Origin of the sequence: Pseudomonas sp. PDM15 (assembly GCF_014851565.1) — a bacterium.
Taxonomy (GTDB): domain Bacteria; phylum Pseudomonadota; class Gammaproteobacteria; order Pseudomonadales; family Pseudomonadaceae; genus Aquipseudomonas.
The window spans coordinates 20481-32760 of record NZ_JACVAA010000006.1 but is presented as its reverse complement, the minus strand read 5'-3'; the positions used below and the strand labels follow the sequence as shown (position 1 = coordinate 32760).

Below are 12280 nucleotides of genomic sequence, written 5' to 3'. Positions count from 1 at the left end.
CACAGGAAAACAAGAAAATGAAGAAACTGCTCGCTGCCGCGCTCTGCGGCTTCGCCCTGACGGCTACCGCCCAGGCCGCCGACCGCGAACTCAAGGTCTACAACTGGTTCGACTACATCACCCCGGAGACCCTGACCCAGTTCAAGCAGGACAGCGGCATCAAGCTGACCTACGACATCTTCGACACCAACGAGGCGCTGGAGGCCAAGCTGCTCACCGGCAACTCCGGCTATGACCTGGTGGTGCCGTCCAACGTGTTCCTGGCCAAGCAGGTTGAGGCCGGCGTGTTCCAGAAGCTCGACCGCAGCAAACTGCCCAACTGGCAGCACCTCGACCCGCAGCTGATGAAGCTGATCGAGGCCAACGATCCGGGCAACCAGTACGCCGTGCCCTACATGTACGGCACCGTGCTGATCGGCTTCAACCCGGACAAGGTCAAGGCCGCTCTCGGCGACAACGCGCCAGTGGACAGCTGGGGCCTGATCTTCAAGGAAGAGAACATCGCCAAGCTGCAGCAGTGCGGCGTGGCCCTGCTCGACTCGCCGTCGGAAATCCTGCCGCTGGCCCTGCACTACCTGGGCCTGTCGCCGAACAGCAAGGAGCCGGCCGACTACGCCAAGGCCGAAGCGCTGCTCAGCAAGATCCGCCCGCACGTGCGCTACTTCCACAGCTCCAAGTACATGAGCGATATCGCCAACGGCGAGATCTGCGTGGCCGTGGGCTACTCGGGCAGCTTCTCGCAGGCCGCCAACAACGCCAAGCAGGCGAACAACGGCGTGACGGTGGACATGCGCCTGCCCAAGGAAGGCGCGCCGATCTGGTTCGACATGATGGCGATTCCGAAGGACGCGAAGAACATCGACGAGGCCCACGCCTTCATCGACTACCTGCTGCAGCCGCAGGTGATCGCGCCGATCTCCGACTTCGTCGGCTACCCCAACCCGAACAAGGACGCCACCGCGCTGGTCGCCGAGTCGATCCGCACCAACCCCAACCTGTACCCGACCGCCGAGGCCATGCAGAAACTCTACACCCTCGAGCCGCTGCCACGCGCCGCCGAGCGTGCGCGCACCCGCGCCTGGAGCAAGATCAAGACCGGCAACTGAGCCGCCCGCATGGAAAAAGACCGGCCGCCTGGCCGGTCTTTTCTTTGGCGCGGGAGCTCAGTGCCAGATGCCCTTGATCTGGCCCAGCGTCAGGCCGTTGATCAGGCAGTGGTTGGGATTACCCGGCTGCTTGTCCTTCACCACCTTGCCACCCAGGTTGATGATGGTGGTGGTGTTGCCGCTCATGTAACCACCCCAGTTGCGGGTGGTGTCGGTCAGCACCAGGGCGGGGGCAGTCTGGCTGCCACTGCTGGCGCAGAGAGCGGAGACCCCGACCAGGCGATCATTGATGTCACGCTCCTCGTTCTTGTAGTTGTCGCCCTGGTTGGGCGTGAAGCCGTGCGCGTCGCCGCGCACGATCAGCACGCCCTTGGCGACATCCTCGGCCTGCGCCGAAGACACGCTGCCGGCGCACAGCGCGGCGAACAGGATGGCGGCGGCCAGGTACTTGTGGGACTCGATAAATGCATTCATGGGTTCATCCTCCATTGCTTGGTGTGCGCGGAAGTGCCCGACCGTGGGCCTTCCACGCTCGACTCACAGGGCGATATCGCGCGCGTGGGTCTGCCCCGGCCAGACGCCGGACATCTCGATCTCGCGCTGACCGGTCAGCCACTGGCCCAGCGGGCTCGGCCACTTGAAGCTGTACTTGTCGCTGTTGATCACGCCCTTGAAGCTGATGTCGGCGACGATGTTGGTGGCGCTCAGCGGGATGTTGGCGACGGTCTTGGACAGGCCGCCGCTCAGCGAGAAGGACTCGCTCTTCTTGCCCTGCGGGGTGTCGTAGCTGAGGTTGATGTTGGTGATGTAGGTGCAGCCCGGCTTGTTGTTGAACAGGATCTGCAGCGAGCCCAGGCGGGTGATCCAGTTGGGGATCAGCAGGGTGCCGTCGTACGAGGCGAAGGTGTACGCGATCGGGATCGCGCCGCCGGCTTCCTTGTTCGGCGTGGCGGGCCACAGGTGCTGGTCGACCTGCTTGCTCTCCTTGGTGGAGCTGTACGAGCCCTTGGCATTGGCGCCGGCCACCATGTCCTGCACGGCGCTGGCTTCACCGGTGATGGAGAAGGACGAGCTGTTGTCCTGGGAGCCGAGGTTGAGGCCGCTGTTGGCGTAGATCACGCTGGTGACCACACCGAAGCCCTGGGCGATGTTGCCGGCGTTACCCATGCTCACCGAGGCGGCCTGCTGGGCCAGCCAGCTCAGGGTATCGGCCTTGGACAGGGCGGTGAGATCGCTGATGAAGCTCTCGTTGGCGATGCCGAACTCCGAGGCGATGGAGCCGACGGTGGCGAAGTCCCAGGTGATCTCGGTGCCGACGCTACCCTTGGTGCCCGACTCTGGGTCGGTGCCCGAGCCATCCAGCTTGACCGAAGCCTGGCTGCGCTTGACGTTGCTGGAGGCCAGTTTCCACTGGTTGGGGATGCCGCGCTCGCTGATGGCCAGCCCCGGGGTGGATTCCTGCACCAGGGTGAAATCGCCGGTGTCCGGCGAGACGATGCCAACGGCGCCCACCTTGATCTTCGGATCGAGGGCCCAGTTGCCCCAGTAGGCGGCGCGGCCGGCGCGGATCAGATCGGTAAACGTACGGTTCCAATTCATGACTGTTGTCCTTGCAGTAATTGATATGGAGGCGCCGCTATAACTCGCGGCGCGTACGTCGAACTGCGCAACTCAAGTTCCATTTGCCAGGTCATGAGTTAATCGACGCTCACATGCTGTCGATCCACCGATTACTCAGGTATTGGGCAAATTCGGTATTACGTGGGAAGTGCTTCCGTATCGGATATTTGCTGCCTGAAAACTAAGGTCGATCCCTCTCCTCCGCTGGCGGGACAGGGACGTGCTGACGACAAGGGAAATACAGGTGCTGGAGCTGATCGCCAGGGGCTTGACCGACCGTGAAATCGCCACCGAGCTGGCGATATCGCTGAGCACCGCGCATAAACACCGGGAGAACTTGCAGCGCAAACTCGGCCTGCATAAGTCGACGCAGTTGGTTATTTATTATTTCGAGCGATTCGGCGAACTTGATGCCGCGAGAAATTTGCCGCCTGTATTAAGCGAGCGCGAACTGGAAATAATTCATTTATTCGCCGAAGGACTCAGCGATAAACAAGTGGCCCGGGAACTGGGCATCAGCGACCTGACCGTGCGCAAACACCGCGGCAATATGCAAGGCAAGTTGCAGGTGAACAATATCTGCGCCTTGTTGTTCGCCACACTGGCCACCGGCGCGCTGGCGCTGCCCCTGGTTCGACCGCCGCCGCGCCGGCCGACACAGTTGCCGCCGCACCTGCTGCACTGGTTGCTGCCTGCAGCCCATCGGCAAGCACCGCGCGGGTTGGACAAGCCAGCCGGCGGCTTCTTAGCTCACTGATCAGGAGAACGCAGGCGCCCATCGAACGCCTATCCCTGCCAGGAGCACCTTCATGAACAAACTGCTGATCACCACCGCCCTGTTCGCCGCCACCGGTGCGGCCAATGCCGCCACCCTGCCGAAGTTCGATGTCACCTGCCCCGGCGAGCTCAACGTGCGCGCCGAAGCCGGCGGCCCGGTGCATATCAACGACAAGCCGGCCACGCTGAGCAAGTTCAGCGAGCAGTACTACGAGGCCAAGGGCGAAGGCGTGACCATCGCCATCAGCCTGAAGGCCGACGGCTCGTCCACGGTGTCCTCCACCGGCAAGGAAGGCGCCACGGGCGCCTGCCAGGATGCCGCGGAAGAGGACAAGGTCGAGGAAGCGGAAACCGCAGAACAGGAAGGGTAAGGCCCATGGCCGCCGGCACCAGCGCACCGGCGGCCAGGCGCTTCAGTCGAGCAGCTGGCTGAACCCCTTGTCGGCCTCCAGTACCTCGGGCAGCTTGTCGAACAGCGCGTCCAGGTCGATGCCTTCGCACAGCGGGCTGTCCAGCTCTTCGCGGGTCTTGGCCAGGTCGCCGTTGTGCAGGCGCAGCGCTTCGGCAATCAGCACGGCCTGAGCCACCAGCCGCGGCAGCGGCATGTCCGCCGGCGCCTGGTGCGGGCGGGTCTGCAGGGCGATGGCCTGCTGGATCACCTCGGGCAGCTGCCAGCGCCGCGCCAACTCGGCGCCCACTTCGGGGAAGCCGAAGCCCAGCTGCAGGGTCTCCAGCGCCACGCGCCCGGCGGCGTCGGTCTTGCCGCTGCGGTTGAGCCGTGCCGCCAGTTCCGGCGCGCCGGTCTGGATCAGCAGTTCGCCGATGTTGTGCATCATGCCGCAGGTGAAGGCCGTCTCCATCGCCACGCCACGGGTCTTGGCCAGCAGCCGGCAGATGCTCGCCACCTGGAAGCTGTGCATCCAGAAGCCCTTGAGATCGAAGCCGGAGTCGGTCTTGAACGCGCCGGTCACCGCCGAGGCCAGCACCAGCGTGCGCAGGGTGTTGAAACCCAGGCGCGAGGCGGCGTCCTCGACGCTGTGGGCCTCGCGGGCACCGCGAAAGCGTGCCGAGTTGGCCAGGCGCAGCACCTTGGCGGCGATCACCGGGTCGAGGTTGATGTTGCGCGCGACGGCATCGAGGTTGGTGTTGGGGTTGTCGAACTGCTGGATCAGGTCCTGGGCGACCTTGGGAATACTGGGCAGGCTGTGTAGCTGCTCGAAGAGGTTGTTGATTTCCATAGGGGTGGGTCTCCGGCGAAGCGGAAGAGTGGTTAGGTGGGACTGAAAACCTTAGTCAGCCCCACCTGATAGGACCCCGCCTTTCGTCGTCTGCACCCTCTTTTCAGGCCATGGCCCGACGAATGTCCGCTGCCAGCTCGCGCACCCGCGCCTCTTCGGTATCCCAGGAACACATGAAGCGCGCGCCGCCGGCGCCGATGAAGGTGTAGAAGCGCCAGCCCCAGCCGGTCAGGCGCTCGATGGCCGGCTCGGAGAGCTGCAGGAACACGCCGTTGGCCTCCACCGGGAACATCAGGCTGACGCCCGGCACGTCGCTCACCAACTCAGCCAGCAGGCGCGCACAGCGGTTGGCGTGGTTGGCGTAGCGCAGCCAGGCGTCGTCCTGCAGCAGGCCGACCCAGGGCGCCGAGAGGAAGCGCATCTTCGAGGCCAGCTGCCCGGCCTGCTTGCAGCGATAGTCGAAGTCTTCGGCCAGGGCCTTGTTGAAGAACAGGATGGCCTCGCCCACCGCCATGCCGTTCTTGGTACCGCCGAAACACAGCACGTCGACTCCGGCCTTCCAGGTCAGCTCGGCCGGGCTGCAGCCGAGCGAGGCGCAGGCATTGGAGAAGCGCGCGCCGTCCATGTGCAGGTTGAGCTTCAGCTCCTTGCACACCTGACTGATCGCACGGACCTCCTCGGGGCGGTACACGGTGCCGACCTCGGTGGCCTGGGTCAGGGTCACCACACGCGGTTTCGGGTAGTGGATGTCCTGGCGTTTGAGCGCCACCTCGCGGATCGAGTCCGGGGTCAGCTTGCCTTGCTCGGTGCGCGCGGTGAGCAACTTGGAGCCGTTGGAGAAGAACTCCGGGGCGCCGCATTCGTCGGTCTCGACGTGGGCGGTCTCCGAGCAGATCACGCTGTGGTAGCTCTGGCACAGCGACGACAGGGCCAGGGAGTTGGCCGCCGTGCCGTTGAAGGCGAAGAACACTTCGCAGTCGGTCTCGAACAGCTGGCGGAACTGGTCGGAGGCGCGGGCCGTCCATTCGTCCTCGCCATAGGCGCGCTGGTGGCCGCGATTGGCCTCGGCCATGGCGCTCCAGGCTTCCGGACAGATGCCGGAATAGTTGTCGCTGGCGAATTGCTGGGTCTGGTCGGTCATGCAGAGTTCCTTGTGGGATCACCGATTATTCTAGGTCGCGCCGCGGCGCTAGGAGCTTGGGTGCGGGGCCGGAGAAACAAGGCTTCGTGGGCTCGTTTTTCGGCAATAACAGATTGGCTAGCTGTTGGGATTCTAAAATAACTGTACCTGTAGAAAGGTACCGTTCTGGCAGGCTTTGTCAGCGATAAATCACGCGAATTGCCTTTTTCCGCGACCTTCCACGGATGACCAGTACAGTTGTCGCCATAGGAACAGAACAGTTACCAAGCCGCCTAACTAATAGCCCTGCAATTTAGCCCAGCTGTGCCTACAAAATCGACTACACAGTCAGGAAAATATGCTTCCAGTAGGACACCATCTAACCCCGCTCGACAGCGGAAGGAAGCACCACCATGGAACGCACTCTCAGTTCCGACCTCATGTTCCAACAACAATCCCCGGCCAGCGGCGGCTACCTGCCCCTGCGCGTACTGGGCACCCTGCTGCTGTGGCAGCGCCGCATCAGCAGCCGCCGCGAGCTGGCCCGCCTCGACGAGCGCCTGCTCTCCGACGCCGGCATCAGCACCTACGACCGCGCGGTTGAAGTGAGCAAGCCGTTCTGGCGTTGAGTCGCACCAGCAAGTCGTATCGAAGGGAAGCCGAGCGCTTCCCTTTTTTGTGCCCGTCGTTCTGGCATCGCCAAGCCACAGGCAAGCCGATATAGTGCGCGCCGCCGCGGTAGCGGCAATCTGCCATCCAGAAGTACAAGGAAGTCGAGATGTCTCCTATCAAGTCCGCCGCCCTGCTCGCGGCCACTCTCGCCATGGCCGGCTGCTCCGCCAGCGCCTGGTTCAAACTGCCGCAAAACAGCACCCTGGTGATCAACGAGCGCCAGATCGAGAACAACTACGGCCTGGTGAAGACCCGCCCGTTCTCCTGGGGCGCCGCAGGCGGCGTGCCGTATCGCCTGCAGGACGAGCAGGCCAACACCCTCCAGAACGGCAAGCTGCGCACGCGCTTCCGCGTGGCCTCGATCTTCTGGCCGCCGGTTGCCATTGCCTACTGGCCGATGGGCTTTCGCTATCGTTGCTACGACCTGACCGGCGCCGAACCCCAGGCCTGCACCAAGCAGGACCTGATCACCCTGCGCCGCGCCTACCGCATGCACAACTGAGTAACCCATAAAAAAGGGGAGCCCAAGGCTCCCCCAATGGGACTTGCTCGTTACGCCGTTAGGCTATTTCCACCAGCACTTCGCCCGGGTTGACCCGGTCGCCCTTGGCCACGTGGATGGCCTTGACGGTACCGTCGATCGGCGCCTGCACTTCGGTTTCCATCTTCATCGCCTCGGTGATCAGCACGGCCTGGCCGGCCTTGACCGTGTCGCCTTCCTTGACCAGCACGTCGACGATGTTGCCCGGCATGGTGGTGCTGACATCGCCCGGCGCGCTGGCGCTCTTGCGCTTGCTGCTGCCCGCGCCGCCGGCGACGAAGTCGTTGAGCGGCTCGAACACCACTTCTTCCGGCATGCCGTCGATGGACAGGTAGAAGTGGCGCTTGCCGTCACCCTTCACGCCCACGCCGGTGATGTCCACGCGGTAGCTCTCGCCATGCACGTCGACCACGAACTCGGTCGGCACGCCGCCGCCACCTACAGGCGCCACGCCGCCGGCCTCGGGAATCGGCAGCAGCACTTCCGGGGTCAGGGTGCCGGCGGCACGCTCCTCGAGGAACTTGCGGCCGATGTCCGGGAACATGGCGAAGGTCAGCACGTCCTCTTCGGACTTGGCCAGCGCACCGATCTCCTCGCGCAGCTTGGCCATCTCCGGCTTGAGCAGGTCGGCCGGGCGTACGTCGATGACTTCCTCGCTACCGATGGCCTGCTTGCGCAGCGCCTCGTTGACCTTGCCCGGAGCCTTGCCGTAGCGGCCCTGCAGGTACAGCTTCACCTCGTTGGTGATGGTCTTGTAGCGCGCGCCGGCCAGCACGTTGAACACCGCCTGGGTGCCGACGATCTGCGAGGTCGGCGTCACCAGGGGCGGGAAGCCGAGGTCTTCACGCACCCGCGGGATCTCGGCGAACACTTCGTTGATACGGTTGAGCGCGCCCTGCTCCTTCAGCTGGTTGGCCAGGTTGGACATCATGCCGCCCGGCACCTGGTTGACCTGCACGCGGGTGTCCACGGCGGTGAATTCGCTCTCGAACTGGTGGTACTTCTTGCGCACGGCGTGGAAGTACATGCCGATCTCCTGGATCAGCGCCAGGTCCAGGCCGGTGTCGTATTCGCTGCCGCGCAGGGCGGCGACCATCGACTCGGTGCCCGGGTGGCTGGTGCCCCAGGCGAAGCTGGAGATGGCGGTGTCGATGTGGTCGGCACCGGCCTCGATGGCCTTGAGCTGGCACATCGAGCCCATGCCGGCGGTGTCGTGGCTGTGCACGAACACCGGCAGGTCGACCTCGGCCTTCAGCGCCTTGACCAGCTCGGCGGTGGCGAACGGGGTGAGCAGGCCGGCCATGTCCTTGATCGCGATGGAGTCGATGCCCATGGCCTGCATGGCCTTGGCCTGGGTGACGTAGGCCTCGACCGTGTGCACCGGGCTGGTGGTGTAGCTGAGGGTGCCCTGGGCGTGCTTGCCGGCGGCCTTCACCGCCTCGATGGAGACGCGCAGGTTACGCACGTCGTTCATCGCGTCGAAGATGCGGAACACATCGATGCCATTCACGGCTGCTTTCGCCACGAACGCGCGCACCACGTCGTCGCTGTAATGGCGGTAGCCGAGCAGGTTCTGCCCACGCAGCAGCATCTGCAGGCGGGTGTTGGGCAGCGCGGCCTTGAACTTGCGCAGGCGCTCCCACGGGTCTTCCTTGAGGAAGCGCACGCAGGCGTCGAAGGTGGCGCCGCCCCAGACTTCCAGGGACCAGTAGCCGACCTTGTCCAGCTTGTCGCAGATCGGCAGCATGTCTTCGGTGCGCATGCGGGTGGCGATCAGCGACTGGTGGGCATCGCGCAGGATGGTATCGGTAACGGTGATTTTCTTAGTCATTTCTGAATCCTTCCCCTACAGGCCGGCGTGGGCGGCAATGGCGGTGGCAATGGCGATGGCCAGGTGCGACGGGTTGCGCTTGATCGAGTACTGGGTCAGCTCCGGATGGGCTTCCACGAAGCTGGTGTTGAACTGGCCGCTGCGGAACTCGGGGTTGCGCAGGATTTCCTGGTAGTAGGCCGCGGTGGTGCGCACGCCCTGCACGCGCATGTCGTCCAGCGCGCGCAGGCCACGATCCATCGCCTCTTCCCAGGTCAGCGCCCAGACGATCAGCTTCAGGCACATGGAGTCGTAGTAGGGCGGAATGGTGTAGCCGGTATAGATCGCCGTGTCGGTGCGCACGCCGGGGCCGCCAGGCGCGTAGTAGCGGGTGATCTTGCCGAACGAGGGCAGGAAGTTGTTCTTCGGGTCCTCGGCGTTGATGCGGAACTGCAGGGCGAAGCCGCGGTACTGGATGTCTTCCTGCTTGACCGACAGCTCCAGCCCGGAGGCGATGCGGATCTGCTCGCGGACGATGTCGATACCGGTGATTTCCTCGGTGATGGTGTGTTCCACCTGCACCCGGGTGTTCATCTCCATGAAGTACACCTCGCCCTCGGCGAGCAGGAACTCCACGGTGCCGGCGTTCTCGTAGCCCACGGCCTGGGCGGCGCGCACGGCGAGGTCGCCGATATAGGCGCGCTGCTCGGGGGTCAGCTGCGGGCTGGGGGCGATCTCGATCAGCTTCTGGTTGCGGCGCTGGATCGAGCAGTCGCGCTCGAACAGGTGCACGGTGTTGCCGAAGCTGTCGGCGAGAATCTGCGCCTCGATGTGCTTGGGATTGACGATGCATTTTTCCAGGAACACCTCGGCGCGGCCGAAGGCCTTGGTCGCCTCGGAAATCACCCGTGGGTAGGCCTGCTCCAGCTCCTCGCGGCTGTTGCAGCGACGGATGCCGCGCCCGCCACCGCCGTTGGTGGCCTTGAGCATCACCGGATAGCCGATGCGGTCGCCCTCGCGCAGGGCTTCGTGGATGTCGGCGACGTTGCCCTCGGTGCCCGGGGTGCAAGGCACGCCAGCGGCGATCATGCTGCGCCGCGCCTCGGTCTTGTCGCCCATGCGGCGGATCACTTCGGCACTGGGGCCGATGAACTTGATCCCGCGCTCGGCGCAGATATCGGCCAGCTCGGCGTTCTCCGAAAGGAAGCCATAGCCCGGGTGCAGCGCGTCGCAGCCGGTTTCCACGGCCAGGTTCACCAGCTTGCGCGGGTTGAGGTAGCCGGCCAGCGGGTCGTCGCCGATGCTGTGGGCCTCGTCGGCGCGCTTGACGTGCAGTGCCTGGCGGTCCGCCTCGGAATACACGGCCACCGAGCGAATGCCCATCTCGGCGCAAGCACGCACAATACGGACGGCGATCTCGCCACGGTTGGCGATGAGGATCTTCTTGATCACGAGCCTGGTTCCTCGATCACGTGAGCAAACGACCGTTGCAAGGCGGTCGACGGGTGACCGCACAGCCCACGGCGGTCTTGCTTCATAAGCTAGCGCCGCCGATGAATTACCCAAAATCAATAATTGTTGGGATGACCATTAGCAAAGACTTATAGTTGAGCCAACCAAGGCCTTCCGCGAACTCCTAAAAATGCGCAAGTCATTGATGCGAATGACTTTTCGCCAGCTGCAGATTTTCCGCGCAGTGTGCGAAAGCCTTTCCTACAGCCGCGCCGCCGAGGAAATGGCGCTAACCCAGCCGGCCGTGAGCCTACAAATTCGCCAGCTGGAAGAGCTGGTCGGCCAGCCGCTGTTCGACTACATCGCCAAGAAGCTCTACCTGACACCGGCCGCCGAAGCCCTGCTACGCGCCAGCGAGGACGTGTTCGGCCGCCTGGAGGCGCTGGACATGCAGCTCTCCGACCTGCAGGGCTCGCTGCAGGGCCAGCTCAACCTGGCCGTGGAGTCCAGCGCCAAGTACCTGGTGCCGCATCTCTTCGCGGCCTTCCGCGAGCAGCACCCGGAAGTCAGCCTGCAGCTGGCGGTGGTCAACCACGCCCAGGCGGTACGGCGCCTGTCGGTGAGTCGCGACGACCTGCTGATCATGTCGCAGCCGCCCGGCGACCAGGCGCTGGATTTCTTCCCCTTCCTCAACAACCCCATAGTCGCTGTAGCGCCGCCGAGCCATCCGCTGTGCGAGCGGGAGAAGCTGCGCCTGGGCGACCTTACCGCCTTCCCGCTGCTGGTCCGCGAGATCGGCTCGGGCACTCGTCGCGCCTGTGAGGAATACTGTCACCAGAAGCGCGCCCACTTCGCCCAGACCCTCGAAGTCGGCTCCAGCGAGACCCAGGCGGAAGCGGTGATCGCCGGCCTCGGCCTGGCCCTGCTGCCGCGACATGCCGTGCGCCTGGAGCTGGCCCAGGGTTTGCTGCGCGAACTGCCGGTGGAAGAGTTGCCGCTGCAGCGCAGCTGGTGCGTGGTGCATGTACGGGGCAAGCGCCTGTCGCCGGTGGCCCAGGCCTTCCGCGACTTCATCCGCAACGAGCGCGCGCAGATCGCGGCGCTGGAGCAGCGTTTCAGCCGAGCAGGTTGAACTGGCAATCCAGGGATTTCGTATATGATATTCGCACCAACCAGCCGACTCGGTGATGCGCCGTGCCCCTACCTCGCTTCAATGCCCCCAACCTGGGAATAGCGCCCGCCGCATCCGAGGTTATCGCCAAGCACCTGCGCGACGCGATCATCTCCGGGCATTTCGCCGAGGACGAGCCGATCCGTCAGGACGACATCGCCCAGCTGTTCAACGTCAGCAAGATCCCCGTGCGCGAGGCGCTCAAGCGCCTGGAAGCCGAGGGTCTGGTGCTGTTCCAGCGCAACAAGGGCGCGGTGGTCACGCGCATCTCCGAGCCGGAGATGGCGCAGATGTTCGAAGTGCGCGTGCTGCTGGAAATGCGCGCCATCCGCCTGGCGGTGCCGAACATGAGCGAGGCCACCTTCGCCGCCGCCGAACGCATCTGCGAGGCCTTCCTCGGCGAGGAAGACGTCGGCCGCTGGGCCGAGCTCAACTGGCAGCTGCACGCCTGCCTCTACGAGCCGGCGCAGCGGCCGTTCCTGGTCAACCTGATCCGCTCGATCCACGACAAGCTGGAGCGCTACCTGCGCATGCAGATGAGCCTGTCCGAGGGCAAAGACCGCGCCGACCACGAGCACCGCGAAATCATCGCCGCCTGCCGCGCCGGCGACGCCGAGACCGCCGCCCGGCTGATCGAGGAGCACATCAACGGCGTGTGCCAGACGCTCTACGAGCACCTGCCCAATCGCATCTGAGGCTGTGCCGATTTCGTCATAGCGTCGACGGAAATGGCTCAAGCCGCCGACCTCGTTCCGGCGGCACCCTTGCCGAAA

General features: G+C 64.5%; 13 protein-coding genes. 7 read left to right on the top strand and 6 right to left on the bottom strand.

The window, feature by feature from the left end; genetic code table 11:
* Nucleotides 1–17 precede the first annotated feature (17 nt).
* A complete protein-coding gene (locus IB232_RS16795) occupies nt 18–1106 on the top strand; it encodes a polyamine ABC transporter substrate-binding protein (RefSeq protein WP_192399750.1) in 1089 nt (362 codons plus the stop codon).
* 57 nt (nt 1107–1163) lie between these two features.
* Here the strand turns inward: IB232_RS16795 and IB232_RS16790 are convergent, their stop codons facing one another.
* Entirely contained in the window at nt 1164–1580 is a 417-nt protein-coding gene (locus IB232_RS16790; protein WP_192399749.1) for a hypothetical protein, read from the bottom strand.
* 63 nt (nt 1581–1643) lie between these two features.
* Nucleotides 1644–2705, bottom strand: coding sequence for a hypothetical protein (locus IB232_RS16785; RefSeq protein ID WP_192399748.1), 1062 nt, complete (start codon nt 2703–2705; stop codon nt 1644–1646).
* A 241-nt stretch (nt 2706–2946) separates the two neighbouring features.
* Between IB232_RS16785 and IB232_RS23570 the strand changes: the two genes are divergently transcribed.
* Together IB232_RS23570 and IB232_RS16775 are read left to right on the top strand one after the other, a co-directional pair.
* Entirely contained in the window at nt 2947–3483 is a 537-nt protein-coding gene (locus IB232_RS23570) for a response regulator transcription factor (protein WP_318652282.1), read from the top strand.
* A 52-nt stretch (nt 3484–3535) separates the two neighbouring features.
* Nucleotides 3536–3874: a hypothetical protein gene (locus IB232_RS16775; protein ID WP_192399747.1), complete on the top strand. Its 339-nt coding sequence runs from the start codon at nt 3536–3538 to the stop codon at nt 3872–3874.
* 42 nt (nt 3875–3916) lie between these two features.
* Here the strand turns inward: IB232_RS16775 and IB232_RS16770 are convergent, their stop codons facing one another.
* Nucleotides 3917–4741, bottom strand: a complete 825-nt coding sequence (locus tag IB232_RS16770; RefSeq protein WP_192399746.1) for an HDOD domain-containing protein — start codon at nt 4739–4741, stop codon at nt 3917–3919.
* A 103-nt stretch (nt 4742–4844) separates the two neighbouring features.
* On the bottom strand, nt 4845–5882 hold the full coding sequence (locus IB232_RS16765; protein ID WP_192399745.1) for a low specificity L-threonine aldolase: 1038 nt from the start codon (nt 5880–5882) through the stop codon (nt 4845–4847).
* A 392-nt stretch (nt 5883–6274) separates the two neighbouring features.
* On the opposite strand from IB232_RS16765, the gene IB232_RS16760 reads away from it, so the two are divergent.
* Together IB232_RS16760 and IB232_RS16755 are read left to right on the top strand one after the other, a co-directional pair.
* Nucleotides 6275–6490: a DUF1127 domain-containing protein gene (locus IB232_RS16760; protein WP_192399744.1), complete on the top strand. Its 216-nt coding sequence runs from the start codon at nt 6275–6277 to the stop codon at nt 6488–6490.
* Between the two features lie 149 nt (nt 6491–6639).
* Nucleotides 6640–7035: a hypothetical protein gene (locus tag IB232_RS16755; protein WP_192399743.1), complete on the top strand. Its 396-nt coding sequence runs from the start codon at nt 6640–6642 to the stop codon at nt 7033–7035.
* A gap of 58 nt (nt 7036–7093) precedes the next feature.
* Here the strand turns inward: IB232_RS16755 and oadA are convergent, their stop codons facing one another.
* Nucleotides 7094–8905, bottom strand: coding sequence for a sodium-extruding oxaloacetate decarboxylase subunit alpha (oadA, locus tag IB232_RS16750; protein WP_192399742.1), 1812 nt, complete (start codon nt 8903–8905; stop codon nt 7094–7096).
* A 15-nt stretch (nt 8906–8920) separates the two neighbouring features.
* Entirely contained in the window at nt 8921–10336 is a 1416-nt protein-coding gene (locus tag IB232_RS16745) for an acetyl-CoA carboxylase biotin carboxylase subunit (protein WP_137974518.1), read from the bottom strand.
* A gap of 190 nt (nt 10337–10526) precedes the next feature.
* Here IB232_RS16745 and IB232_RS16740 point away from each other — a divergent pair, with 190 nt between their 5' ends.
* Nucleotides 10527–11468, top strand: coding sequence for a LysR family transcriptional regulator (locus IB232_RS16740; protein ID WP_192399741.1), 942 nt, complete (start codon nt 10527–10529; stop codon nt 11466–11468).
* Between the two features lie 62 nt (nt 11469–11530).
* Complete coding sequence (locus IB232_RS16735; RefSeq protein WP_192399740.1) at nt 11531–12202, top strand: GntR family transcriptional regulator; 672 nt, start codon at nt 11531–11533, stop codon at nt 12200–12202.
* Nucleotides 12203–12280 lie beyond the last annotated feature (78 nt).

Excerpts from the sequence above, each read along its gene's own strand:
- IB232_RS16795 (WP_192399750.1), top strand. The coding sequence starts at position 18 with ATGAAGAAACTGCTCGCTGCCGCGCTCTGCGGCTTCGCCCTGACGGCT.
- IB232_RS16790 (WP_192399749.1), bottom strand. The coding sequence starts at position 1,580 with ATGAATGCATTTATCGAGTCCCACAAGTACCTGGCCGCCGCCATCCTG.
- IB232_RS16785 (WP_192399748.1), bottom strand. The coding sequence starts at position 2,705 with ATGAATTGGAACCGTACGTTTACCGATCTGATCCGCGCCGGCCGCGCC.
- IB232_RS16775 (WP_192399747.1), top strand. The coding sequence starts at position 3,536 with ATGAACAAACTGCTGATCACCACCGCCCTGTTCGCCGCCACCGGTGCG.
- IB232_RS16770 (WP_192399746.1), bottom strand. The coding sequence starts at position 4,741 with ATGGAAATCAACAACCTCTTCGAGCAGCTACACAGCCTGCCCAGTATT.
- IB232_RS16765 (WP_192399745.1), bottom strand. The coding sequence starts at position 5,882 with ATGACCGACCAGACCCAGCAATTCGCCAGCGACAACTATTCCGGCATC.
- IB232_RS16760 (WP_192399744.1), top strand. The coding sequence starts at position 6,275 with ATGGAACGCACTCTCAGTTCCGACCTCATGTTCCAACAACAATCCCCG.
- IB232_RS16755 (WP_192399743.1), top strand. The coding sequence starts at position 6,640 with ATGTCTCCTATCAAGTCCGCCGCCCTGCTCGCGGCCACTCTCGCCATG.
- oadA (WP_192399742.1), bottom strand. The coding sequence starts at position 8,905 with ATGACTAAGAAAATCACCGTTACCGATACCATCCTGCGCGATGCCCAC.
- IB232_RS16740 (WP_192399741.1), top strand. The coding sequence starts at position 10,527 with ATGCGCAAGTCATTGATGCGAATGACTTTTCGCCAGCTGCAGATTTTC.